Consider the following 22416-nt stretch of genomic DNA (forward strand, 5'->3'; position numbering starts at 1 on the left):
TCATGCCGGTTGTGACCAAACTGGGTTCCGGCGACGCGAGTCGGGTGGCGCGCAAGCGTCGCCACACCCGCGTGCGCAAGAAGGTCCGCGGTACCGCCACGCGTCCGCGCATGGTCGTCACGCGCTCCGCCCGGCACATCTTCGTGCAGGTTGTGGACGACGGCGAGGGTCGCACCTTGGCCTCTGCCTCGACGATGGAGGCCGACATGCGTAGCGCCGACGGCGACAAGACAGCCGTCGCACGCATGGTGGGAGAGCGACTGGCGCAGCGCGCCAAAGACGCCGGCGTCGACACGGTCGTGTTCGACCGGGGCGGCAACAAGTACCACGGTCGGATCGCCGCGGTGGCCGATGGGGCCCGCGACGGCGGCCTGAGTTTCTAGGCATTGGGAGTAGACGATATGGCACAGCAGCGACGAGGCGGCAATGACCGCAACCGCGACCGCCGCGACCGCGGAGGCAAGGACGACCGCAACCAGTACCTGGAGCGGGTGGTGGCCATCAACCGTGTCGCCAAGGTCGTCAAGGGCGGCCGCCGGTTCAGTTTCACGGCCCTGGTCGTGGTCGGCGACGGCGACGGTCGGGTCGGAGTCGGCTACGGCAAGGCCAAAGAAGTCCCGGCCGCGATCGCCAAGGGTGTCGAAGAGGCCAAGAAGAACTTCTTCACCGTCCCGCGCATCCAGGGCACGATCCCGCACCCCATCGTGGGAGAGGACTCGGCCGGCGTCGTATTGCTGCGGCCCGCGTCGCCCGGTACCGGCGTCATCGCAGGCGGACCCGTGCGCGCGGTTCTTGAATGCGCGGGCATCGCCGACGTGCTGAGCAAGTCACTGGGGTCGGACAACGCGATCAACATCGTGCACGCCACAGTGACCGCGCTCAAGGGCCTCGAGCGTCCCGAGCAGGTCGCTGCCCGCCGGGGCCTCCCGCTCGAGGATGTGGCTCCGGAGGCGATGCGCCGGGCGATGGCCGAGGTCAAGTCATGAGCTCGCTGAAGGTCACGCAGCGCAAGTCGCTGATCGGAGGCACCAAGGCTCAGCGCGACAGCATGCGCTCTTTGGGGCTGAAGCGGATCGGTGACACAGTGGTGCAACCGGATCGCCCCGAGATCCGCGGAATGGTGAACACGGTGGCCCATCTGGTCGACGTGGAGGAGACGGACGAATGATCAAGGCACATCACTTGCGCCCCGCGCCGGGCGCCAAGACCGAGAAAACCCGGAAGGGTCGCGGTGAGGCCTCCAAAGGCAAGACTGCCGGTCGGGGTACCAAGGGCACCAAGGCACGCAACCAGGTGTCGGCGGCGTTCGAGGGTGGTCAGATGCCCCTGCACATGCGGCTGCCCAAGCTGCGCGGATTCACCAATCCGTTCCGTACCGAGTACCAGACGGTCAACGTGGACCGCTTGGCCGCGCTGTTCCCCCAGGGAGGGTCTGTCACGGCGGACGACCTGGTGGCCAAAGGCGCCGTCCGGGCGGGGCATCCCGTCAAGGTGCTGGGCAACGGTTCGATCGATGTGGCCGTCAACATCACGGTCACCGCTGCGTCCGCCTCGGCCCGGCAGAAGATCGAAGCCGCCGGGGGTTCCGTCACCGTCGCCTGAGCGGTCAGGGGGCTTGATAGCCTGAAGCCCCTGTCACCGGGTGGAGCAGATCTGCGGCCAGCATTCTTGGGAGGATCCAGGTGCAACTGAGCGCCTTCGTCTCGGCTTTCCGGACTCCGGACCTGCGCCGCAAGCTGCTGTTCGTGCTCGCCATGATCGGGATCTACCGACTGGGCTCGGTCATTCCGACTCCCGGCGTGGACTACACAGCGGTACAGCGGTGCATCGAGGTCGTCCAGGAAAACTCCCTGTACTCGCTGATCAACCTGTTCTCCGGCGGGGCGCTGCTGCAACTCAGCATCTTCGCGCTCGGCATCATGCCGTACATCACGGCGTCGATCATCCTGCAGCTGCTGGCCGTGGTGATCCCGCGGCTGGAGAAACTCCGCAAGGAAGGACAGGCCGGCCAAGCCCAGATCACGCAGTACACGCGCTACCTGACCATCGGGCTGGCGATCTTGCAGTCCGCGTCGATCCTGGCTCTCGCGCGCACGCCCGGGCAACTGTTCCAAGGCTGCCAGGAGAGCATCGTCCCGGACACGTCCGCCGCTCAGATGGTCGTGATGGTGATCACCATGACCGCGGGTACGGCATGCGTCATGTGGATCGGCGAGCTGATCACGGACCGCGGTATCGGCAACGGCATGTCGATCCTGATCTTCACGTCGATCATCGCCGTCATGCCTCAGCAGTTCCTGGCGATTCTCGCGGCCTCGGGCACATTGGCCTTCGTGCTCACTCTGGCCGTCGGAGTGGCAGTCGTGGGGCTCGTCGTGTTCGTCGAGCAGGCGCAGCGCCGCATCCCGGTCCAGCACGGACGCAATCAGGTGGGCAGACGGTTCTACGGAGGGGCGTCGACTTACATTCCGCTGAAGGTCAACATGGCCGGCGTCATCCCGGTCATCTTCGCTTCGTCGATCCTTTTCGTGCCCACGCTGATCGTGCAGTTGACCGGATCGGACGGTCCGGTGGCGCAGTTCCTGCTGCAGAACTTCCAGACGGGAACAGGGTGGCTGTACCTGCTGGTGTTCGCCATCTTGACCATCTTCTTCTGCTACTTCTACGTCTCCATCACGTTCAACCCGACCGAAGTCGCGGAGAATCTCAACAAGAGCAACGGATTCATTCCCGGCATCCGCCCGGGCAAGCCGACCGCCCAGTACCTGGACTATGTCCTGAGTCGGTTGACGGCTCCGGGCTCCATCTACTTGGCTGCCATCGCGGTCCTGCCCGTGTTGGCGTTCGGCGGGCTGGGCGTCGGTCAGAACTTCGTGTTCGGCGGCACCAGCCTGCTCATCATGGTCGGTGTCGGCTTGGACACCGTGAAGCAGATCGAGTCCCAGTTGCAGCAGCGCAACTACGAGGGCTTCCTGAACTGACGGTTGGCCTTGATGAGTGGCTGGAACGCGACGTCACATGGGCGCGCGCAACACACAGCTGGGACGATTGCCACCTGCGGGGTGAATCGAAGCAGGCGCCCCGATAAGGTCCGAGCATGCGCATTGTTCTGATGGGCCCGCCTGGGGCGGGCAAGGGAACCCAAGCTGCTGTGATCGCCAAGGAGCTGGGGATTCCCCACATCTCCACCGGCGAGATCTTCCGCCGGAATGTCGGTGACGGCACCGATCTGGGTCAGCAGGCGAAGGAGTTCATGGACCGGGGCGAGTACGTGCCCGACTCTGTGGTCAACGCCATGGTGGCCGATCGGTTGGGTCACGACGACGCGGTCAACGGGTTCTTGTTGGACGGGTACCCGCGGACAGCGCCACAAGTCGCCGAGCTGAACGGGATCCTGTCCGATGGGGGTCACGCTCTCGACGCGGCAGTCGAAATCACGGCCGACACCGAAGAGGTGGTTCAGCGACTGCTGAAGCGGGCCCAGGTCGAAGGGCGCGCCGACGACACCGAGGATGTCATCCGCCGCCGGATGCAGGTGTACGCGACCGAGACCGAGCCGCTGACCCGGATGTACGCCGAGCAGGGAATCCTGCGCCAGGTCGACGGCATGGGCTCGATCGAGGAAGTCAGCGGCCGGATCCTGGCGGCCCTGAACGACTGACCGATCGAACCGCCGGTACGTGGGGGCGGGATTGCGATCCGGAGGTGTGATGTTCCGACGCCCCGGTGCGATCGAGATCAAGAACCGAGAACAACTCGCGATGATGCGACGCGCGGGACTTGTTGTCGCCGAGGCGCTCACCGCTTGCGGTGAGGCATGTGTCGATGGCGTCACCACGGCCGAGTTGGATCGGATCGCCGCAAGCGTGCTCACTCGACGAGATGCCGGTTCGTCGTTCCGCGGGTACCACGGATATCCCGCAGTGCTGTGTGTGTCCGTCAATGACGAAGTCGTGCACGGGATTCCGGGGGAGCGGGTCCTGCGCACCGGTGACCTGGTGTCCATCGATTTCGGTGCGGTCGTGGAGGGCTGGCACGGCGATGCTGCCGTCACGGTGGCGGTGGGCGCCGTGCCCCGCGACCTCGCCGAACTGTCCGACACGACTCGGGCGGCTCTGTGGGCCGGATTGTCCGCCGCCTTGCCCGGGGGTCGCCTGGGGGACGTGGGGGCGGCCGTCGAGGACACCGTCCGCAGCGTCGGACGAGGTTACGGAATCCTGCGCGACTATGTGGGCCACGGGATCGGGTCGCGGATGCACATGGAACCGGCGGTGCCGAACTTCGGCCCCGCAGGTCGTGGCCCCAAACTCAGGCCGGGGATGGCGATCGCCATCGAGCCAATGGTCACATTGGGCAGCGAAGAGGTCTACGTCCACGACGATGACTGGACGGTGAGCACCGTCGACCGTTCCTTTGCGGCGCACTGGGAGCACACGGTCGCCATCACCGCGGACGGGCCGTGGGTCCTGACGGCGCTCGACGGGGGAGCCGCGCACTTCGCCGCAGCAGGAATCCCGAGTCCCGCCGGCGAGCGGGGTTGATCAGGCTGACGTCGCGGCCCGCTGCGCCTGCTGCTTGAGCATGTGGAAGGCGGTGCCGCTGTGACCGTCCTTGACGGTGATGTGCACATGATCCATGTGATTGGCCGTGGGGGATCCACGGTCACTCATTGAGACCCAGTCCCGGGAATCCGTGCCGGCGATCCACATGCGCTGCCGCCAGATCAGGTACTCGATGCCGAAGTCCTTGGCATGATCCTGGAAATACTTCGCGATCGTCGTGCCGAGCTCGACATCCGACCCCTTGCCGGCGTTCGGCATCATGATGTCGACCGCACGTCCACTCGGATGATCGGGATAGGGATCGTAGGGGCGGTAGCCGCCAACGCGTCGGATCTCTGGCCACGCGACGGAGACATACCGCCCGATGACCACGCTGTCGAAAGTCAGGTGCGCCTCGTTCCAGCGCCCCGGTTGACAGATGTCCACCACGACTCCGGTGTCCGCGCACAACTCGGCCAGCTTCTGTGAACCCGGCCCGTCACCTTTTGCCTGCCCGTCTATCTGACGGATCAGAGCCTCGGCGCTCTCCTTGCGTTCTTGGGCTTCCGACACCCGGGCTTGGGCCGCGGCCAGAGCCTGGTCCGCAGTCGACAGCACGACGGGGGCATCGGGAACGTCGAGCTTCGCGCTGGTGCTGCGAGCCGATGTCAGTTCGGTGATGGTGGCCGTACGCAGTGCTGACTTCGGGTTGTCGGGGTCGAGCAGGGCGGCGATCACCTCGATGTCGGTCGTCCCTGGATCGAGAACGTTGTGGTCGTCGGTGGGAAGGTTGGCGAGCAGTGCGGCATCGATCTCGCCGCTTTCGGCTTGTTCTTCGACCGCGCGTGCCGTGGCCCGTGCGGCGCGAAGTTCCTGTTCGGCCTGGCCCAGCAATTGTTCCGCAGAGCGTTGGACGGAGGTGCCCTGATGGGGGCCGGAGGCAGTGGCTGGACTCGCGATACCCGGGAGGGCTGTGCTTACCACTGCTGCGCTGACGGCGCCGGCCAGAATCCCCGCTCGCTTGCGAGCCATGTGCGTATGGTCCCTTCGGTGTCACCCGTGGTGGGTTCTCAGGTCGATCGAGATCCCGTCGCCGATGGACGGGTTCTCTCCCGATGCCCGATGTGGGTTTGTGAAAACCCCGGCGTTGCTCCGATCGGGTGGGGAAGTGATCGGGATCACGGCCGATTCAGGGCTTCGAGCGAAGACTCGGGCGGTTTGAGCGCTTTTGGCCTTCGTGGGGGTTCTTGAGGGTTCTTGGGGGTTCTTGGGCGCTTCTTGGGGTTTTGGGAATGGCGCCGGTGTGCCCTACACTGACAGCCGGTCTGTTGTGTCCAACCCACCCGTTTCGGCCCCGGATTTCCGGGGTCGATCTTTGCGGGGCGCCCTGCCGGGCGGGGCGGGAACCAGTGGACCGGCGGCAGTGGACAGTCCCACCCGGGGCCGTCGGGCAACCATCGAAGGGAACGTAGTCGAGGTATGGCCAAGAAGGACGGAGCGATCGAACTCGAGGGCACCATTGTGGAGTCCCTCCCGAACGCGATGTTCCGCGTCGAACTCGACAACGGGCACAAGGTGTTGGCCCATATCAGCGGCAAGATGCGGATGCACTACATCCGAATCCTGCCGGATGACCGGGTTGTGGTGGAACTGTCCCCGTACGACCTCACCCGAGGTCGGATCATCTACCGCTACAAGTGACAGGAAACGGAACAGATGAAGGTCAAGCCCAGCGTCAAGCCGATGTGCGACAAGTGCCGCGTCATCCGACGCAAGGGTGTCGTCCGCGTCATCTGTGACAACCCCCGCCACAAGCAGCGCCAGGGCTGACGCCCCGGACTGCGCCACAGCAGATCGCCCGTCCCCTGAATCGGCAACGTGCCCGGTTCCAGGACGACACCTTCGGACCGACGGGCCGAAGACCCACCGGGCGGTGGGATCGGTGATCTGGACGACCCGTCGACGAAGTAGTAAGGAACCGCCCGATGGCACGTCTCGTCGGTGTCGACCTGCCCCGCGACAAGCGGCTGGAGGTTGCACTCACGTACATCCACGGCATTGGCCGATCCCGCGCCCAGGACACCCTGAAGGCCACCGGGATCAGCCCCGACATCCGGGTCCATGACCTGGGAGACGCCGAACTCGTCGCCCTGCGCGACTGGATCGAAGCGAACTACAAGGTGGAGGGTGACCTGCGCCGCGAGGTTCAAGCTGACATCCGGCGCAAGGTCGAGGTCGGCTCCTACCAGGGGATCCGACACCGCCGCGGCCTTCCGGTCCGCGGTCAGCGGACGCACACCAACGCCCGCACCCGCAAGGGCCCGCGCAAGACAGTCGCGGGCAAGAAGAAGGCCAAGTAGTCCAGCCGTAGGAGAGAACGCACCACATGCCTCCCAAGTCCCCCGGCGCCAAGAAGGTGCGCCGCAAGGAGAAGAAGAACGTCGCGCATGGTCATGCGCACATCAAGAGCACGTTCAACAACACCATCATCTCGATCACGGACCCCACCGGTGCCGTGATCGCCTGGTCCTCGTCGGGTCAGGTCGGCTTCAAGGGAAGCCGCAAGTCCACGCCGTTCGCCGCCCAGATGGCGGCTGAAGCCGCTGCCCGTCGGGCCATGGAACACGGCATGCGCAAGGTCGACGTGTTCGTGCGCGGTCCCGGCAGCGGCCGTGAGACCGCGATCCGGTCGCTGCAGGCCACCGGACTGGAGGTCGGTTCGATCTCCGATGTCACCCCCGTCGCCCACAATGGTTGCCGCCCGCCCAAGCGGCGCCGAGTCTGAGCAGGAGAATCATGGCTCGCTACACCGGCCCCGACTGCCGCCGCTGCCGTCGGGAGAAGACCAAGCTCTTCCTCAAGGGCTCCAAGTGCATCAACAACTGTCCACTCGAGAAGCGCAAGGCGTACCCGCCCGGCATGCACGGCCAGGCACGGCGCACCAAGGAGTCCGAGTACCTGCTACAGATGCGTGAGAAGCAGAAGTGCGCGCGCATCTACGGCGTCCTCGAAAAGCAGTTCCGCGGGTACTTCGCCGAGGCCTCCCGTCGCTCCGGCAAGACCGGTGAGAACCTGCTGCAGTTACTCGAAAGCCGACTGGACAATGTCGTGTACCGGGCCGGATTCGCGTCCTCACGGGACATGGCCCGTCAGCTCGTGCGTCACGGCCACTTCACCGTCAACGGCCACAAGGTGGACATCCCGTCCTACCGCGTGAGCCCCTCGGACATCATCGAGGTCAAGGCCTCATCTCGTGAACTGACGCCTTTCCTGGCGGCGATCAACGACGCCGGCCTGCGGGAAGTCCCAGGCTGGCTCGAGGCCATCCCCACGCAGTTGCGGATCCTCGTCCACTCGCTGCCCGAGAGGGCCGCCATCGACACTGAGGTTCAGGAGCAGCTCATCGTCGAGCTCTACTCCAAGTGACCCCGGCCGCCCCCGGCCGGAACCGCGGGGGCACCGACAACTCGTACGGCGTCAAATAGCGGGCGCCGGAAGGAAGGAACAACTGTGCTCATCACCAAGCGTCCCGTTCTGCGGGAAGAGGCGATCTCGGACTACCGCTCCCGGTTCATCCTGGAACCGCTCGAGCCCGGGTTCGGCTATACGCTCGGCAATTCGCTGCGCCGCACCCTGCTGTCCAGCATTCCCGGTGCTGCCGTCACCAGCATCAAGATCGATGGCGTGCAGCATGAGTTCAGCACGATCGAGGGCGTCAAGGAAGACGTCACGGAGATCATCCTGAACGTCAAGTCGTTGGTCGTGTCGATCGATGGCGATGACGTGGCCATCGCCTACATCCACCGCGCCGGTCCCGGCCTCGTCACCGCCGCCGACATCCAGTTGCCGGCTGGTGTCGAGGTGCACAACCCCGACATGGTGATCGCTTCGCTCGACGAACGCGGCCAGTTGGAGATGGAGTTGACCATCGAGCCCGGTCGTGGCTACGTGTCCGCGCAGGCCCCGGCCCGCGACGCAGGAGTCGAGATCGGTCGTATCCCGGTGGACTCGATCTACTCGCCGGTACTGAAGGTCACCTACAAGGTCGAGGCGACCCGTGTCGAGCAGCGCACCGACTACGACCGGCTCATCCTGGATGTCACCACCAAACAGTCGATCCTGCCCCGAGACGCGGTGGCTTCCGCCGGGCGCACGTTGGTCGAGTTGTTCGGACTCGCCCGCGAACTCAACGTCGAGGCCGAAGGTCTGGACCTGGGTCCGTCTCCCGACGACGAGCAGGTCAGCGAGCAGCTGAACACCAGCATCGACGCCTTGAACCTGTCCGTGCGGTCGCACAACTGCCTCAAGCGCGAAGGCATCGCCACGGTGGGCGAGTTGGTCACCCGCTCCGAGGCCGATCTGCTGGATATCCGCAACTTCGGCAGCAAGTCCATCGACGAGGTCAAGGTCAAGCTCTACGAACTGGGGCTGGCGTTGCGGGACAGCCCTCCCGGATTCGATCCCAGCCAGGTCGTCTACTACGGCGACGATGACGCCGGCTACGCCGAGACCGAACAGTACTGACGTAACGACGAACCGTTCGAGGAGTTCCGATGCCCACGCCGACCAAAGGCGCCCGACTGGGTGGTAGCCCGTCGCACCAGCGTCTGATGCTGGCCAACCTGGCGACCGCTCTGTTCGAGCACGGCCGCATCACCACGACCGAAGCCAAGGCGCGCAGGCTGCGTCCCTTCGCCGAGCGTCTGGTCACCAAGGCCAAGCGCGGCGATCTGCACGCGCGGCGTCAGGTGGCGGCGGTGATCCACGACAAGAGTGTCGTGCACGAGCTGTTCACCGAGATCGCCCCGGGATACGCGGGTCGCGCCGGCGGCTACACCAGGATCACCAAACTCGGTCCCCGCAAGGGCGACAACGCGCCCATGGCGGTTATCGAGTTGGTCGAGCCCTTGGCGGAGCAGACGGTCGCGGCGGCCACCGCGGCCACCAAGCGGGCGGCTGCGGATCGCGAGGCGGCGAAGCCGACCGAAGATCCCAAGGCGACCGAGCAGGCGAAAGCGCCTGAAGACTCCCAGCCGGCGGAGTCGGACGTGGACGCCACCGAATCCGATCCCACCGACGAGGTCGTCGCGGAGGCCGAGGAGGCCATCGGCGAGATCGAGGCTGAGGCCGCGGACTCCGCCGCTGGCGCGGGGGACACCAACCCCGCCAAGTGACGTGGTGGACCCTGCCGTCGCACTGACGCGGGTGCGCCTGCAGTTGGCTTACGACGGCACTGGCTATTCGGGATGGGCGCGCCAGCGCGACCGAGCCACGGTTCAAGGTGACCTCGAGACCGCCCTGAGTGAGATCGACCCGCGCATCGGGTCTGTGGTCTGCGCCGGCCGTACCGACGCCGGAGTTCACGCCCGCATGCAGGTGGTCCATGTCGATGTCCCCGCCGACACCTGGTTGAGCCGGGGCCCCGACGGACTGGTCCGGCACCTGAACCGGCTCACCGACGACCGGATTCAGATCCATGCCGCTGGGGCCGCAGCGCCGGGTTTCGATGCGCGGTTCTCGGCACTGTCGAGGACGTACGCCTATCGGATCTGTGACGAGTCGGCGTCCTGGGATCCCCTGACTCGGCACTGGGTCACCAGACATCGCACGACGCTCGATGTCACAGCCATGGCCTCGGCGGCGCAGGCACTGGTTGGCGAACACGACTTCACAGCCTTCTGCCGCCCGCGTGAGGGAGCGTCCACCGTCAGACGAATCCTGCGGCTCGATGTGCGGCGCGATCGTCGCCGCCGGGTCGTGGTCACGGTCGAAGCCGACGCGTTCTGTCACTCCATGGTGCGTTCGCTCGTCGGCGCGCTCGTGGCGATTGGGGAGGGTCGCCGGGGTACATCATGGCTCGCGACCGTCCTGGCCGCGGCGGAGCGGGATTCGTCGATCCAGGTCATGCCCCCCGAGGGCCTGGTGCTCGAAGTAGTCACCTACCCGCCCGACGAAATGGTGGGTCAGCGGGCCGCGGCCACTCGCCGTGTGCGGGGTCCGGTCTCGGGCTCCTGACGCGCGTGCGGGCTCGGTATCAGGTGAGTGCGCCCTTGATGCTGTTCCAGATGTCCTTGTTCGGAAGTTTCACGACGAACTTCTTGCTTTCCTCGGTGACGAGCACGAACGCGCCCGGGGAGTTCCACGTGCCTGTGGCCCACAAAGGTTTGCCCTCTCTGGTGTAGATGACGAAGTTCCCGTCATCTCCCATCTGCGCGTAGGCGCCCGGGTTGCCGTAGGTCTTCGACGACCAGTACTCGCCGGCGCCGCCTTTGACGTCGTAGAAGGTCAGATCGCCGTCCGTCTGCATGGTCAACCGGTAGTTGCCGTTGCCGCTGCAGAGTGACTGACCCGGTTCGAGTCGCTGGCCCGCTTTGAGGGTTGTGCCCGGCTTGCTGTGTTCGGAGTTGGATGGGCAGCGGTCGCTGCGCCATACGCTGGCGCCGCCGGCGTCCTTGATCTCGAACTTCTTCGAGGACACAGACAAGGTCCCGCCGGGATGTCGCCACGTGTCGCTGCCCCACACGGCCCTTCCATACTGGTCGTAAAGCACGAAGTTGCCGTCGGACTGGAATTCGGCGTAGACGCCTTTGTTTCCGTAGGTTCCCGACACCCACAGCCGGCGACTGTCGTTGCCCTGGTCGTACAGCGCGAGGTTGCCGTTCGGCAGCATGGACAGCATGTAGCGGTGGTCCGAGCTGCACAGCGAGTGCCCGGTGTACAAGCGGGTGCCGGGTTCGATCGTGCTGGGTTTGTCCGTTCCGGTACACCGCCGCACCGACGTGAAGTACTCGGTGTTGTCCTTGCCGTAGATCCCGAACCCTTCCCGGCGCACCTGCATCGTGGGGCGCCGAAATGACCCGATGTGCCGGTGACCCACAGGGGTCGGCCCTCCTGGTCGTACACCCCGAAGTTGCCGTCGACACCCATCTGGGCTGTTGCGCCTGGATGACCGGCGGTCCCGCTGCGCCACCAGGTCCAGCCGTCCGATCCGGTCAGGACGAGGTCGCCATCGGCGCGCATCTGCAGGTGCATTCCGTAGACGGGGTCGTCGATCGACTCTCCTGGGGCCAGTGATGCGCCGGATGGCAGGGTGGTGTCGTCACCCGCGGTCTGATGGGGACAACTATCGTCGGGGAGGCGGTTTCCCGCCAATGCCGAGTCGAGGTTCTCCATTGTCTGCGGGTCACCCGTGATCGCCATCAGGCCCGGTGGTACTGCGTCTCCGGCGCCATCATACTCCGAATAGTTCTCCGATCGCGTCCAGACCATCGGCGAGATCGGAGCGTATCGACCGTCTCCGTGTGCAGGTCGTCCTGGGTAGGGAAGCAGCGAACGGTGGCGATTCCATCTGCCTGCAAGGTGTCGCCTTGCTGACTGGAGACCCCGACGGCGAGATCATTGGCATACCAGTATCGCCCGTCACGGGTATCGAGATCCCACTCGTTTCCGAGCAATTGGTAGAGATTGTTGGTGAACCCGTCGCCGGAGAGTGTGTAGATCGGAGGTCCTTGGGGCTCCGCGGTGAGGACTCCGCGTTCCCGGTAGTTCCAGCGCCGCGTGTAGGCGCCCGTCAATTCCTCGAGGGCCGCTCCGGGGAAGATCAACCCCTCCAAGGCGTCGACGAGAGGGGCGAGTGCGTTGCGGAGGATGCATGTGTAATCCAGGCAGGTGTAAAGGGGCTGTGTCTGGCGGGCGGCGGCCAGTCCGACATCGGCCATCATCGAACCCAGGTGCGGGGTGTCGAGTGTTCGTGATCAGGGGAAAGGTGGAGGCCGGGCATGGAGGACTTGAAGTCCATGGCCGCCCGTGACCACATTCCACCGTCGGAGTGGCCGATCAGCCACACTCGCCGCACGCCGTAGCTGTCGCTCATCGGGTTGAGGAATCGCGCGAACCGCTCCCCGTTGATGTCCAGGTCACCCTTGGTGTCAAGGCCGGCGGGCATGTCCCGTCTTGTCCGTGCACGCCTGACGACTGGGTATCGGCCGCCATCGCGTAAACGGGGTAACCCGCCTCCTTCAGGTACCCGAACGCCTTCTCCCACGTGTCGCCGGCCTGACTGGCGTCACAATCCGGTGCCGTGAAAGGGGATGCTGCCGAGATGAAGCCGGAGACAAGCAGGATGGCGTCGGTCGTATCGGGGCCGCGGTTGATGGCCGGCAGCGGCGGCAGTTCGGTCTTGGTCACTGCGGACGCCCCGTTGGCCAAGACTCGCTTGTCTGACTTGCCGCGCATCAACGTGCGGTAACTCGTCCGGGCCCGGAACGCCGCACGCCCGTTGCACGGGGCGAACCCGCCCAGGTAGTCGGGATCCGTGAATCCTCGGGGCATGCGACCGAAGAGCTTCCGCTTCTCGATGTCGACGCGGTCCTTCGGGTGCCGGAGCCGCAGATCCAGGGGTTCCACGTGGCGGCACATCTTCGAACTCACCCGACGGGAGAAGGCGCGTTCGAAGACCCTGGCCGAATCGACCCGCAAGGTTTGCGCCGCTGACGCGGACACGCAGGCTCCCGGCGACCGACCGTGACCCCTGCTTCTTGGGCTTGAGGACTGGGACGGTCACCGCGTAGCGCTTTCGACCGTCTTGGTCGACGCCGATCGGTTCCGAGCCGCCGAGGACAGTGATGCCGGTGATCGCCTCGCGCGGGGCGCCACCGGGGATGCTGATGCGCGGCTGGTCGGTTGAACGCACCATCGCATACACGATGGCGACTTCTCCTGGGCGTCGGCGAGTGGGCAAGCGCATCATCGCGGCGTTGCCCGACTCGTGGACCTGCAGCGGACTGCCAGTTGTGGGTGTACCCCCGCCGGGGACCTTGTTGCCGATGGTGGATGGGCCGTCGTCCTTGGTGCGACTGGGGTCGGGTGCCGAGGTGAGTTCCTTCCCGTTATCGAGATGAGGTGCAGTCGGGGTCGGGGAGACGGTTGGTGCTGCTGGCTGGGCGGATTCCTCCGCTGCCGCTGGAGTTCCGCCTCCCAGCCCTGCCAGAAAAAGTGCAGCGGCCGCCGACGCCAGCACGGCCTGGCTCGTTCGGTGACTCAAGAGAACCCGCATACCCAGCTCCCATTAGGTGAAGCGAAGTCACTGACGGTACATGCATCAGCACGCAGCGTCCCCGGCTTTGGGTGTGGCCATCACCCATGTGGGCGATGGCAGTGTCCAATGGCCGAACGTGAGGTGTCGGTTGGGAGGCGGGCCCTCCGGGCGAGGATTTCGCCGTGCATTGCAGGCGCAGGTCTGCCACGCTCGGCGCTGTCGGACATCGGATCTGTTGAAGGAGCATGGGAATGCGCGTCGTGGTTGCACTCGGAGGAAACGCCCTGCAGAAGCGCGGGGAACCGATGACCGTGGAGAACCAGCGCGACAATGTCCGGGTCGCGTGCCGCGCTCTGAGCCCGGTCGCCATGGAGCACGAACTGGTCGTGTCACACGGTAACGGCCCGCAGGTCGGGTTGTTGTCCTTGCAGGCGTCCTCGTACGACGAGGCGTCGGAGTACCCGTTCGACGTGCTGGGCGCCCAGACCGAGGGCATGATCGGGTACTTCATCGAGCAGGAGCTCGGCAATTACCTGCCCGTCGAGAAGCCGATCGCGACCATCCTCACCATGACCGAGGTCGACGCCGACGATCCGGCGATGGCTGACCCCACCAAGTTCGTGGGGCCCGTCTACACAGAGGAAGATGCCAAACGACTGGCCGCGGACAAGGGCTGGACGGTCAAGCAGGACGGTGACGCATGGCGCCGGGTGGTTCCGTCACCGGTCCCCAAGAGGATCTTCGAGATCCGCCCCATCAAAGCTCTACTCGAACTCGGGGCGGTCGTGGTCTGCACCGGAGGTGGCGGCATTCCCACGATGTACGTTCCCGGCGGCAGCGAACTGGAAGGCCCCTGGGACTTCAACGACAAGCATCTGGTCGGTGTCGAGGCGGTCATCGACAAGGATCGGTCCTCGGCGGTGTTGGCGGAGGATCTCGAAGCCGACCTGCTGGTGATCGCGACAGACGCTGATGCGGTGTATCTGGGTTGGGGCACGCCGGACCAGAAGGCGATCGCGGCTGCCTCGCCCGACGCGATCGAGGCGTACGACTTCCCGGCCGGTTCGATGGGCCCCAAGGTCGAGGCAGCCGCTGACTTCGCCCGCAAGAACCCGGGTCGAGCGGCCGTGATCGGCGCGCTGGAGGATCTGCCGGCCATCATGGCCGGAGAGAAGGGCACCCGGGTCACCACCGATGCCACCGAGGTGACCTTCCACTGACGGCCCGAGCGCGCGACCGGCTCATTCGTCAGGGCCGTCGATCGATCACAGTCGGGACTCGATCGATCACAGAGGGACCGGTCCTCATCGGTGCCGACACCGGCGCTTTGACCACCTTGCGAATCGCCGGGTACCCTTGTGAGGTTGTCGCCGCAAGACCGTGTCTTCGGCGCCCCGACGAAATCCCGCTGGGGACCCACCGGCTCGATCGCAGGAGATCAAAATCGTGCGCACTTACACGCCCAAACCGGGTGAGACCGAGCGCAAGTGGCATGTCATCGACGCCGAGGACATCGTCCTCGGTCGCCTGGCCTCCCACACCGCACGCTTGCTGCGCGGAAAGCACAAGCCGGTCTTCGCCCCCCACGTCGACACCGGTGACTTCGTCGTCGTGGTCAACGCCAGCAAGGTCGCGTTGACCGGCAGCAAAGCCACCGACAAGTTGGATCAGCGCCACTCGGGATATCCCGGCGGTCTGTCACGCCGAACCTACGGGGACCTGCGTGAGAACGACCCCCGGCGCATGGTCGAAAAGGCCGTCAAAGGGATGTTGCCCCACAACTCCCTGGGCCGTGCCCAGTTGAAGAAGCTCAAGGTGTACGCGGGTCCCGATCATCCCCACGGCGCCCAACAGCCCGAACCCTACAAGTTGGATCAGGTGGCCCAGTGACCGACGAAATCATCGAGACCGACGTCATCACGGCTGGCGAGGATGACCTCGGCGGCGTCGAGATCGTGACGGAGATCGCCGAAGTGTCGGGGATCCCCGCCCGCACCGCCGAAGGTGCGGCCGTGGGTCGCCGCAAGGAAGCGGTTGCGCGGGTGCGCTTGGTCCCCGGCTCCGGCAACTGGGACATCAATGGCCGGTCCCTGGACGCGGCCTTCCCGGACAAGGTCCACCAGCAGCTGATCAGCAGCCCGTTCGTGGCCACCGGCTCCGTGGAGCAGTACGACGTTTTCGCTCGAATCGATGGCGGTGGCCCGTCAGGTCAGGCCGGTGCCCTGCGACTCGGTATCGCCCGGGCCCTGAACGGCATCGACCCCGAGGCACACCGTCCGACCCTGAAGAAGGCCGGATTCCTCACCCGCGACGCCCGGGCCAAGGAGCGCAAGAAGTACGGCCTCAAGAAGGCCCGCAAGGCGCCGCAGTACTCCAAGCGCTGACGGGCACCTCGTGGCCCGGTTGTTCGGCACCGATGGGATCCGCGGTCTCGCCAACCGCGACCTCACCGCACCGCTTGCGCTGGACCTCGCCATGGCGGGTGCGCGTGTCCTCAGCGCCCAGTCCCCGCGGGAACGCCCACTTGCGGTCGTCGGCAGAGACCCCCGCGCGAGCGGTGAGTTCCTCTCGGCCGCAGTTGTGGCCGGGATCGCCGCGACCGGAGTCGATGTCTGGGATGTCGGTGTGGTCCCCACCCCCGCCGTCGCGTTCCTCACCCACGACAGCGACGCCGACTTCGGCGTCGTCCTGTCGGCGTCTCACAACCCCATGCCGGACAACGGCATCAAGTTCTTCGCCCGCGGTGGTCTGAAGCTCCCGGACGACGTCGAGGACCGGATCGAGACCGCGCTCGCCGACCCGCAACCGGGACCCACCGGACGGGACGTGGGCCGGGTCCGCTCGGGCGGCGACCCCATCGGCCGGTACGTGCGTCATGTCGTCGGAACCGTGACCGAGGACCTGTCCGGACTTCGTGTCGTCGTGGACGGCGCCAACGGGGCGGCCAGCGTCGCCGGTCCCGAAGTGCTGAGGGAACTGGGTGCCGACGTCATCGAGATCCACACGGGTCCCGACGGTTACAACATCAACGACAACTGCGGGTCCACCCATCTCGACGATCTTCGCGCTGCGGTTCTGAGCGAGGGAGCCCATGTCGGGATCGCCAATGACGGCGACGCCGATCGATGCCTTGCCGTGGATGCCGACGGAAACGTCGTGGACGGCGACCAGATCATGGCGGTCCTCGCGATCGGCATGAAGCAGTCCGGCCGCCTGCGACACAACACCGTCGTGGCGACAGTGATGTCCAACCTCGGGTTCCGTCTCGCCATGTCGGCCAACGACATCAACGTCGTCGAGACCGCAGTCGGCGATCGATACGTGCTGGAGGAGATGCTGCGCGCCGACTACGTCCTCGGAGGCGAGCAGAGCGGCCATGTCCTGATGCTCGAGCACTCGACCACTGGTGACGGTGTGCTGACGGCGGCGCACTTGCTGGCCCGGATGGCGGCAGCGGGACAGCCCTTGGCTCAACTCAGCGCGGTGATGAAGCGATTGCCCCAAGTGCTCGTCAATGTCCCGGGTGTCGACAAGAGTGCCGTCGGGAGCAACGCCGCAGTTCAGACAGCGGTCAAAGCCGCGGAGGATCGTCTCGGGGATGCCGGCCGCGTACTGCTGCGCCCCTCGGGTACCGAGCCCCTCATCCGGGTCATGGTCGAGGCCGAGTCACACGACGAGGCGGAGCAGATCGCCGCTGATCTGGCGGGCGTGGTTCAGCAACACCTGTCGTTATAGAAACGCAGCCACCCGTACGCTGGGCTCATGTGCGGAATTGTGGGCTATGTAGGTGACGGATCGGCCCTGGATGTCGTGATCGAGGGCCTGCGTCGCCTTGAGTACCGCGGCTACGACTCAGCCGGTGTGGCACTCGCCGACCACGGGCGATTGTGGACGCGCAAGCGTGCGGGCAAACTCAACAACCTCGTCGAGGCGGTAGCCGACGAAGACGTGCCGCCCGCCACCACGGGAATCGGTCACACGCGCTGGGCCACGCACGGCGGGCCCGACCGACATGAACGCGCACCCTCACGTGTCGGCCGACGGCAACGTCGCCATCATCCACAACGGCATCATCGAGAACTTCGCCGAACTCCGGGAGGAACTGGGTCTCGCCGGGGTCACCCTGCAGTCCGAGACGGACTCGGAGGTGGCCGCCCACCTCGTCTCCGCAACGCTGCCGGCCACTGGCGGCGACCTCGCCGAGGCCATGCGGCGCGTGGCACGCCGACTCAACGGTGCTTTCACGCTGGTCGCTCTCGATGCCCGCCGTCCTGATGTGATCGTCGGAGCCCGGCGCAACTCCCCACTCGTGGTCGGCGTCGGCGACGGCGAGGCGTTCTTGGCCTCCGACGTTGCGGCGTTCATCGCCCACACCCGCAATGCGATCGAACTCGGCCAGGACCAGGTCGTCGAGGTGACGCCGAGACGCCGTGACGGTCACCGACTTCGACGGAGCCCCCGCCGAGGTGACCCCGTTCACGGTTGACTGGGACGCCTCCGCCGCCGAGAAGGGCGGCTACGACCTGTTCATGCTCAAGGAGATCGCCGAGCAGCCCCGCGCCGTCGCGGACACCCTGCGGGGTCGGATCGAACGCGACGGCACACTGCGTCTGGACGACATGCGCATCACCGACGTCGGAACTGCAGGGAGATCGGCAAGATCGTCGTCGTCGCCTGTGGGACCGCCTATCACGCCGGCTTGGTCGCCAAGTACGCCATCGAGCATTGGACACGCATTCCGGTCGAGGTCGAACTCGCAAGTGAGTTCCGGTACCGCGATCCGATCGTCGACCGCGCCACTCTCGTGATCGCGATCTCGCAGTCGGGCGAGACCATGGACACCCTCATGGCGTTGCGCTACGCACGCGAGCAGGGTGCGCGGGTCCTCGCGATCTGCAACACCGTCGGGTCCACGATCCCGCGTGAGAGCGATGCGGTGTTGTACACGTACGCCGGTCCCGAGATCGCCGTCGCTTCCACCAAGGCGTTCCTGACCCAGATCGTTGCCGCCTACCTGGTCGGCCTCTACCTCGCTCAGGAACGCGGCAACATGTTCGGTGATGAGGTCCGCCGCATCCTGGACGAACTCGAGGACATGCCGAGCAAGGTCGATCTCGTGCTGGACACCGTCGAAGGGGTGCGGGCGATCGCCCGCGAGCTCGCCGACTCACCATCGGTACTGTTCATCGGCCGCCACGTCGGGTTCCCCGTCGCACTCGAGGGGGCCCTGAAGTTGAAGGAACTCGCGTACATGCACGCCGAGGGATTCGCTGCCGGCGAGTTGAAGCACGGCCCCATCGCTCTCATCGAGCCAGGTATCCCCGTGATCGTCGTGGTGCCGTCGCCTCTGGGTCGGTCCGTGCTGCACGACAAGATCGTGTCGAACGTCCAAGAGGTCCGCGCCCGCGGAGCGCGGATGATCGTGATCGCCGAAGAGGGTGACGAGTCCGTCAACCCCTACGCGGACCATGTCATCCGGGTGCCACCCTGCCCCACTCTCATGCAGCCGCTGGTGGCGACGGTTCCCCTGCAGGTGTTCGCCTGCGAGATGGCGACTGCCAAGGGTCACGACGTCGACCAGCCCCGCAACCTGGCGAAGTCCGTCACCGTGGAGTGAGGCGCTACGGATCCCGCATCCACCAGCCGGGTGACGGCGCCGCGCGAACGGGTAGAGCGCGTGACACTGTGAGCCCGTGATTGTGGGGATCGGCGTCGACTTGGTCAACGTCGCCAAGTTCGGTGCCAACGTGACCCGGACTCCGGGATTCGCCGGTGTTCTGTTCACCGACCGGGAACGATCCGACGAATTGGGGCAGGAACGCTCGATCGCATCGTTGGCGGCCCGGTACGCGGCCAAGGAGGCGACCGCCAAGGCCCTGGGAGTCCCGCCCGGGACGAGATGGCATGACTGCGAAGTGCTCGCCGAACCGGACGGCAGGCCCTATGTGCACACCCGCGGCCATCTCGCTGAGGCGGCGGCGGAGCTCGGGGTCGCCGCGTTCCACCTCTCACTCGCGATGGAGGGTGACGTCGCCATCGCCTATGTCGTCGCCGAGGGCAGCGCGTCGTTGGACGGAGTCCGTGCTCGGCGGATGGTGGAGACCGCATAGGTTGAGTTCATGCGCCCTGCCTATGACGTGACGTCGATCTACGCGGCCGAGGCCGCCATGATGAAGCAGATCCCCGCCGACGACCTGATGGCCCGGGCGGCGCGAGGCCTGGCGCGGGTGATCCTCGATGTTCCCCAGCCCGCCCGGATCGCGGGCGCCCGGGTCGTGCTGCTGATCGGGTCCGGGAACAACGGCGGTGATGCTCTGTTCGCCGGGGCGGCGCTGGCCCGGCGTGGCGCTCGTGTCGACGCCATCACGTTGGGTGCCGAGTTCCACGAACGGGGAGGGCGGGCACTGCGTGCCGCCGGTGGTCACATCCGCGACCACACGTCCCCCGCGGCCCCAGATCTCGTCTCGGCAGCGGACATCGTCGTCGACGGGATCGTGGGGATCGGCGCTCAAGGTGCGCTGCGTGCGGACGCAGCGCAACTCGTTGCGGCGATCCCCACGACCGCCTGGGTGGTGGCGGTGGACATCCCCAGTGGGGTCGATCCGAACACCGGCGTGGTGGCCGACCCCAACGCGGTGGTGACGGCCGACATCACGGTGACTTTCGGGGCATTGAAAGCCGGACAACTCCTGCCGCCCGGGCGGGAAAGGTGCGGAATCCTGGAACTCGTCGACATCGGGCTCACGCCATACGCGGCCGCGCAAGAGCCGCTGTTCACGGTGTTGTCGCTGGCCGACGCCGCCCCGTACTTCGCTCCCCCCGGCGAGTCCGACTACAAGTACAGCCATGGCGTTCCGGGGGTGTGGGCCGGTTCCCGGCTGTATCCGGGGGCAGCGCACATGGTGGTGGGCGCGGCGCGCCACGGCGCCGTGGGCATGGTTCGGCTCTGGCAGGATCCTGCGCCTGAGGTCGCGGCGCAGGTGGTCACGCGATACCCCGACATCGTCCTCGCCAGAGGCCCGGTCGGAGACGATTCCAAGGCCACTGCCTGGATCGCGGGCCCCGGCATCGGCACGGGCTCGGAGGAAGTCGAAGGTCTCGCTGCGGTGCTCGCGACGGACCTCCCGGCGGTCATCGACGCCGACGCCTTGACCCTCGTCAGCCAGGAGCCGAGCCTGCGCCAGGCGATCGTGGACCGCGATGCTGCCACAGTCATCACCCCGCACGTGGCTGAGTTCACCCGGCTCGGGTTCTCGCTGGACGATGACCGGGTTCGGTCGGCACGGGCTGCGGCGGAGCAGTTGCGGGCCATCGTTCTGCTCAAGGGCGCGGGGACGGTCATCGCCGCGCCGGGTGGAGAGACCTACGTCGATGTCATGGGGCCCGCAGCGTTGGCGACGGCGGGAACCGGTGACGCGCTGTCCGGTCTCATCGGTGCCGCCCTGTCGCGCCATCCAGAAGACACGGCTCGGGCAGTTGCGGCAGCTGTCGTGGTTCACGGGGTTGCCGCTCGCAAGGCCAGCGCCGGTGGTCGCCCCATGACCGCATGGGATTTGGTCCAGTACGTCCCGGAAGCTGTGGCGGCCTTGCGGGCCGACCAGGATTAGGGTCGGTTCTTTCAGACCCCAGGTGAGTGGGCCCGGCCGGTCAGTCCACCGGTCCGTGGCCCGACAGATGCGGATGGACGTGCTCGTCTGTCTCCTCGAGAACCTCTTCGTCGGGGATCTCGGCTTCGACGTCGGCGGCGTGCACGGTGTGCATCATGGCCCAGATCGCCCAACCCGCGAACGCGAGGACCACAACACCGACAGTGACCCATGCGAGGATTGTCGGCAGTTGAGTCAGGTGGAACATCACCCAGGCGACCCCCGCAGAGGCGGGGATGGTGATGATCCACGCGAGGACCATCTCGCCGACGACCCGCCAGTTGGCGCCGCGGCCTGATCCGACGCCGGCGCCGACGACGGAGCTGGCGGCTGCATGCGTCGTCGAGATCGGCACGCCGAGCGATGTCGCGCCGAAGATCGCGGTCGTGGCGCCGATGTTGGCCGCGGCACCCGAGTTCGCGTGCAGTGTCGTGATCTTCAGGCCCATCGTCTCGATGATCTTCCAGCCGCCCCACAACGTGCCTACCGCGATGGCGGTGTAGGCGGACAAGGCCACCCACTCGGGAACCTCGACGGACTTTCCGTCGGCTCCGACGGTCGTATACCCGGCACCCAGCAGCAGGGCGGCGATGACGCCCATGGTCTTCTGGGCGTCGTTCGCGCCGTGGCCGAATGACAGTGCCGCCGAGGCGACCAACTGCAGTCCCTTGAAGACGGGGTGGTTGTCGTGCCACTTCAGGAGCTTCTGGATGCCGTAAACGAGGTAGAAGGCGATGAACGCGATGCTGAGCGCGACCGCCGGCGAGGCGATGATTCCGATGGCCGCTTTGCTGACACTGTCCCAGGAGATGGCGGCGAAGCCGCCGGCGGCGAGACCCGCACCGACCAGGCCACCGATGATCGCGTGGCTCGATGACGACGGCATCCCGAAGTACCACGTGGCGTAATTCCAAGCGACCGCCGCGAACAGCGCAGCGAATACGACCGCGATTCCGGCGTACTGCGAGTTCACGGTCTTGGCCACTGTGCTGGCCACGGCCGTACCCACGACGAAGTAGGCGAGGAAGTTGAAGGTGGCGGCGAACGCGGGGGCGAATCGAGCCGGTAGGGCCCTGGTCGCGACGACCGTGGACACGGTGTTCGCGGCGTCGTGGAAACCGTTGGTGAAATCGAAGATCAGTGCCAGGGCGACCAGCGCGATGACCGATATCAGCAACACATCCACAATGAA

The 22416-nt window shown here is 66.2% G+C and carries 29 protein-coding genes; 24 read left to right on the forward strand and 5 right to left on the reverse strand.

Annotated elements, in window-relative coordinates; genetic code table 11:
• The first annotated feature begins 2 nt into the window (after positions 1 to 2).
• The 7 genes from rplR (at position 3) to map (ending at position 4541) form a co-directional block, all read left to right on the forward strand.
• On the forward strand, positions 3 to 383 hold the full coding sequence (rplR, locus tag V9E98_11635) for a 50S ribosomal protein L18 (protein MEI2717618.1): 381 nt from the start codon (positions 3 to 5) through the stop codon (positions 381 to 383).
• A gap of 18 nt (positions 384 to 401) precedes the next feature.
• Positions 402 to 986 carry a 30S ribosomal protein S5 gene (gene rpsE, locus V9E98_11640; protein ID MEI2717619.1) on the forward strand — a complete coding sequence of 195 codons (585 nt, stop codon included), beginning with the start codon at positions 402 to 404 and terminating at the stop codon, positions 984 to 986.
• On the forward strand, positions 983 to 1168 hold the full coding sequence (gene rpmD, locus V9E98_11645; protein MEI2717620.1) for a 50S ribosomal protein L30: 186 nt from the start codon (positions 983 to 985) through the stop codon (positions 1166 to 1168). Before rpsE ends, rpmD begins: the two co-directional genes overlap by 4 nt.
• Positions 1168 to 1602 carry a 50S ribosomal protein L15 gene (gene rplO / locus V9E98_11650; GenBank protein MEI2717621.1) on the forward strand — a complete coding sequence of 145 codons (435 nt, stop codon included), beginning with the start codon at positions 1168 to 1170 and terminating at the stop codon, positions 1600 to 1602. The genes rpmD and rplO overlap by 1 nt, the downstream gene beginning before the upstream one ends.
• Before the next feature lie 80 nt (positions 1603 to 1682).
• Entirely contained in the window at positions 1683 to 2981 is a 1299-nt protein-coding gene (gene secY, locus V9E98_11655; GenBank protein MEI2717622.1) for a preprotein translocase subunit SecY, read from the forward strand.
• A gap of 116 nt (positions 2982 to 3097) precedes the next feature.
• Positions 3098 to 3661 (forward strand): adenylate kinase, encoded by a 564-nt coding sequence (locus V9E98_11660; protein ID MEI2717623.1) that lies wholly within the window; start codon positions 3098 to 3100, stop codon positions 3659 to 3661.
• 49 nt (positions 3662 to 3710) lie between these two features.
• Positions 3711 to 4541, forward strand: coding sequence for a type I methionyl aminopeptidase (gene map, locus V9E98_11665; GenBank protein ID MEI2717624.1), 831 nt, complete (start codon positions 3711 to 3713; stop codon positions 4539 to 4541).
• Here map and V9E98_11670 read toward each other — a convergent pair whose 3' ends face one another.
• The gene (locus V9E98_11670; protein ID MEI2717625.1) at positions 4542 to 5573 is read right to left on the reverse strand and encodes a hypothetical protein; all 1032 of its coding nucleotides are present in this window, start codon (positions 5571 to 5573) and stop codon (positions 4542 to 4544) included. It lies immediately after the preceding gene.
• Between the two features lie 447 nt (positions 5574 to 6020).
• Between V9E98_11670 and infA the strand changes: the two genes are divergently transcribed.
• From infA to truA, 8 genes are all read left to right on the forward strand, one after another.
• A complete protein-coding gene (gene infA / locus V9E98_11675; protein MEI2717626.1) occupies positions 6021 to 6242 on the forward strand; it encodes a translation initiation factor IF-1 in 222 nt (73 codons plus the stop codon).
• Between the two features lie 15 nt (positions 6243 to 6257).
• On the forward strand, positions 6258 to 6371 hold the full coding sequence (rpmJ, locus tag V9E98_11680; protein ID MEI2717627.1) for a 50S ribosomal protein L36: 114 nt from the start codon (positions 6258 to 6260) through the stop codon (positions 6369 to 6371).
• Positions 6372 to 6526: 155 nt separating this feature from the next.
• On the forward strand, positions 6527 to 6901 hold the full coding sequence (gene rpsM / locus V9E98_11685; protein MEI2717628.1) for a 30S ribosomal protein S13: 375 nt from the start codon (positions 6527 to 6529) through the stop codon (positions 6899 to 6901).
• A 26-nt stretch (positions 6902 to 6927) separates the two neighbouring features.
• Complete coding sequence (rpsK, locus tag V9E98_11690; protein ID MEI2717629.1) at positions 6928 to 7326, forward strand: 30S ribosomal protein S11; 399 nt, start codon at positions 6928 to 6930, stop codon at positions 7324 to 7326.
• Between the two features lie 11 nt (positions 7327 to 7337).
• A complete protein-coding gene (gene rpsD, locus V9E98_11695; protein ID MEI2717630.1) occupies positions 7338 to 7967 on the forward strand; it encodes a 30S ribosomal protein S4 in 630 nt (209 codons plus the stop codon).
• An 84-nt stretch (positions 7968 to 8051) separates the two neighbouring features.
• Positions 8052 to 9065, forward strand: a complete 1014-nt coding sequence (locus V9E98_11700) for a DNA-directed RNA polymerase subunit alpha (GenBank protein ID MEI2717631.1) — start codon at positions 8052 to 8054, stop codon at positions 9063 to 9065.
• A gap of 29 nt (positions 9066 to 9094) precedes the next feature.
• Positions 9095 to 9715 carry a 50S ribosomal protein L17 gene (gene rplQ, locus V9E98_11705; protein MEI2717632.1) on the forward strand — a complete coding sequence of 207 codons (621 nt, stop codon included), beginning with the start codon at positions 9095 to 9097 and terminating at the stop codon, positions 9713 to 9715.
• Between the two features lie 4 nt (positions 9716 to 9719).
• A complete protein-coding gene (truA, locus tag V9E98_11710; GenBank protein MEI2717633.1) occupies positions 9720 to 10556 on the forward strand; it encodes a tRNA pseudouridine(38-40) synthase TruA in 837 nt (278 codons plus the stop codon).
• A 19-nt stretch (positions 10557 to 10575) separates the two neighbouring features.
• On the opposite strand, the gene V9E98_11715 is transcribed toward truA, so the two are convergent.
• From V9E98_11715 to V9E98_11725, 3 genes are all read right to left on the reverse strand, one after another.
• Positions 10576 to 11379, reverse strand: a complete 804-nt coding sequence (locus V9E98_11715) for a hypothetical protein (GenBank protein ID MEI2717634.1) — start codon at positions 11377 to 11379, stop codon at positions 10576 to 10578.
• Between the two features lie 361 nt (positions 11380 to 11740).
• A complete protein-coding gene (locus tag V9E98_11720; protein ID MEI2717635.1) occupies positions 11741 to 12259 on the reverse strand; it encodes a hypothetical protein in 519 nt (172 codons plus the stop codon).
• Positions 12260 to 12410: 151 nt separating this feature from the next.
• The gene (locus V9E98_11725) at positions 12411 to 12971 is read right to left on the reverse strand and encodes a hypothetical protein (GenBank protein ID MEI2717636.1); all 561 of its coding nucleotides are present in this window, start codon (positions 12969 to 12971) and stop codon (positions 12411 to 12413) included.
• A 200-nt stretch (positions 12972 to 13171) separates the two neighbouring features.
• Between V9E98_11725 and V9E98_11730 the strand changes: the two genes are divergently transcribed.
• From V9E98_11730 to V9E98_11770, 9 genes are all read left to right on the forward strand, one after another.
• Complete coding sequence (locus V9E98_11730) at positions 13172 to 13441, forward strand: hypothetical protein (GenBank protein MEI2717637.1); 270 nt, start codon at positions 13172 to 13174, stop codon at positions 13439 to 13441.
• A gap of 388 nt (positions 13442 to 13829) precedes the next feature.
• Entirely contained in the window at positions 13830 to 14798 is a 969-nt protein-coding gene (gene arcC / locus V9E98_11735; protein ID MEI2717638.1) for a carbamate kinase, read from the forward strand.
• A gap of 226 nt (positions 14799 to 15024) precedes the next feature.
• Positions 15025 to 15468, forward strand: coding sequence for a 50S ribosomal protein L13 (gene rplM / locus V9E98_11740; protein MEI2717639.1), 444 nt, complete (start codon positions 15025 to 15027; stop codon positions 15466 to 15468).
• A gap of 122 nt (positions 15469 to 15590) precedes the next feature.
• Positions 15591 to 15962: a 30S ribosomal protein S9 gene (rpsI, locus tag V9E98_11745; GenBank protein MEI2717640.1), complete on the forward strand. Its 372-nt coding sequence runs from the start codon at positions 15591 to 15593 to the stop codon at positions 15960 to 15962.
• A 10-nt stretch (positions 15963 to 15972) separates the two neighbouring features.
• A complete protein-coding gene (gene glmM / locus V9E98_11750; protein MEI2717641.1) occupies positions 15973 to 17313 on the forward strand; it encodes a phosphoglucosamine mutase in 1341 nt (446 codons plus the stop codon).
• Positions 17314 to 17590: 277 nt separating this feature from the next.
• A complete protein-coding gene (locus V9E98_11755) occupies positions 17591 to 18064 on the forward strand; it encodes a hypothetical protein (protein ID MEI2717642.1) in 474 nt (157 codons plus the stop codon).
• Positions 18065 to 18238: 174 nt separating this feature from the next.
• A complete protein-coding gene (gene glmS, locus V9E98_11760) occupies positions 18239 to 19195 on the forward strand; it encodes a glutamine--fructose-6-phosphate transaminase (isomerizing) (GenBank protein ID MEI2717643.1) in 957 nt (318 codons plus the stop codon).
• Positions 19196 to 19271: 76 nt separating this feature from the next.
• Entirely contained in the window at positions 19272 to 19688 is a 417-nt protein-coding gene (locus tag V9E98_11765) for a holo-ACP synthase (GenBank protein ID MEI2717644.1), read from the forward strand.
• Between the two features lie 9 nt (positions 19689 to 19697).
• Positions 19698 to 21185 carry an NAD(P)H-hydrate dehydratase gene (locus V9E98_11770; GenBank protein MEI2717645.1) on the forward strand — a complete coding sequence of 496 codons (1488 nt, stop codon included), beginning with the start codon at positions 19698 to 19700 and terminating at the stop codon, positions 21183 to 21185.
• Between the two features lie 40 nt (positions 21186 to 21225).
• On the opposite strand, the gene V9E98_11775 is transcribed toward V9E98_11770, so the two are convergent.
• Entirely contained in the window at positions 21226 to 22410 is a 1185-nt protein-coding gene (locus tag V9E98_11775) for an inorganic phosphate transporter (GenBank protein ID MEI2717646.1), read from the reverse strand.
• Positions 22411 to 22416 lie beyond the last annotated feature (6 nt).

This window comes from Candidatus Nanopelagicales bacterium, assembly GCA_037045355.1.
Taxonomy (GTDB): domain Bacteria; phylum Actinomycetota; class Actinomycetes; order S36-B12.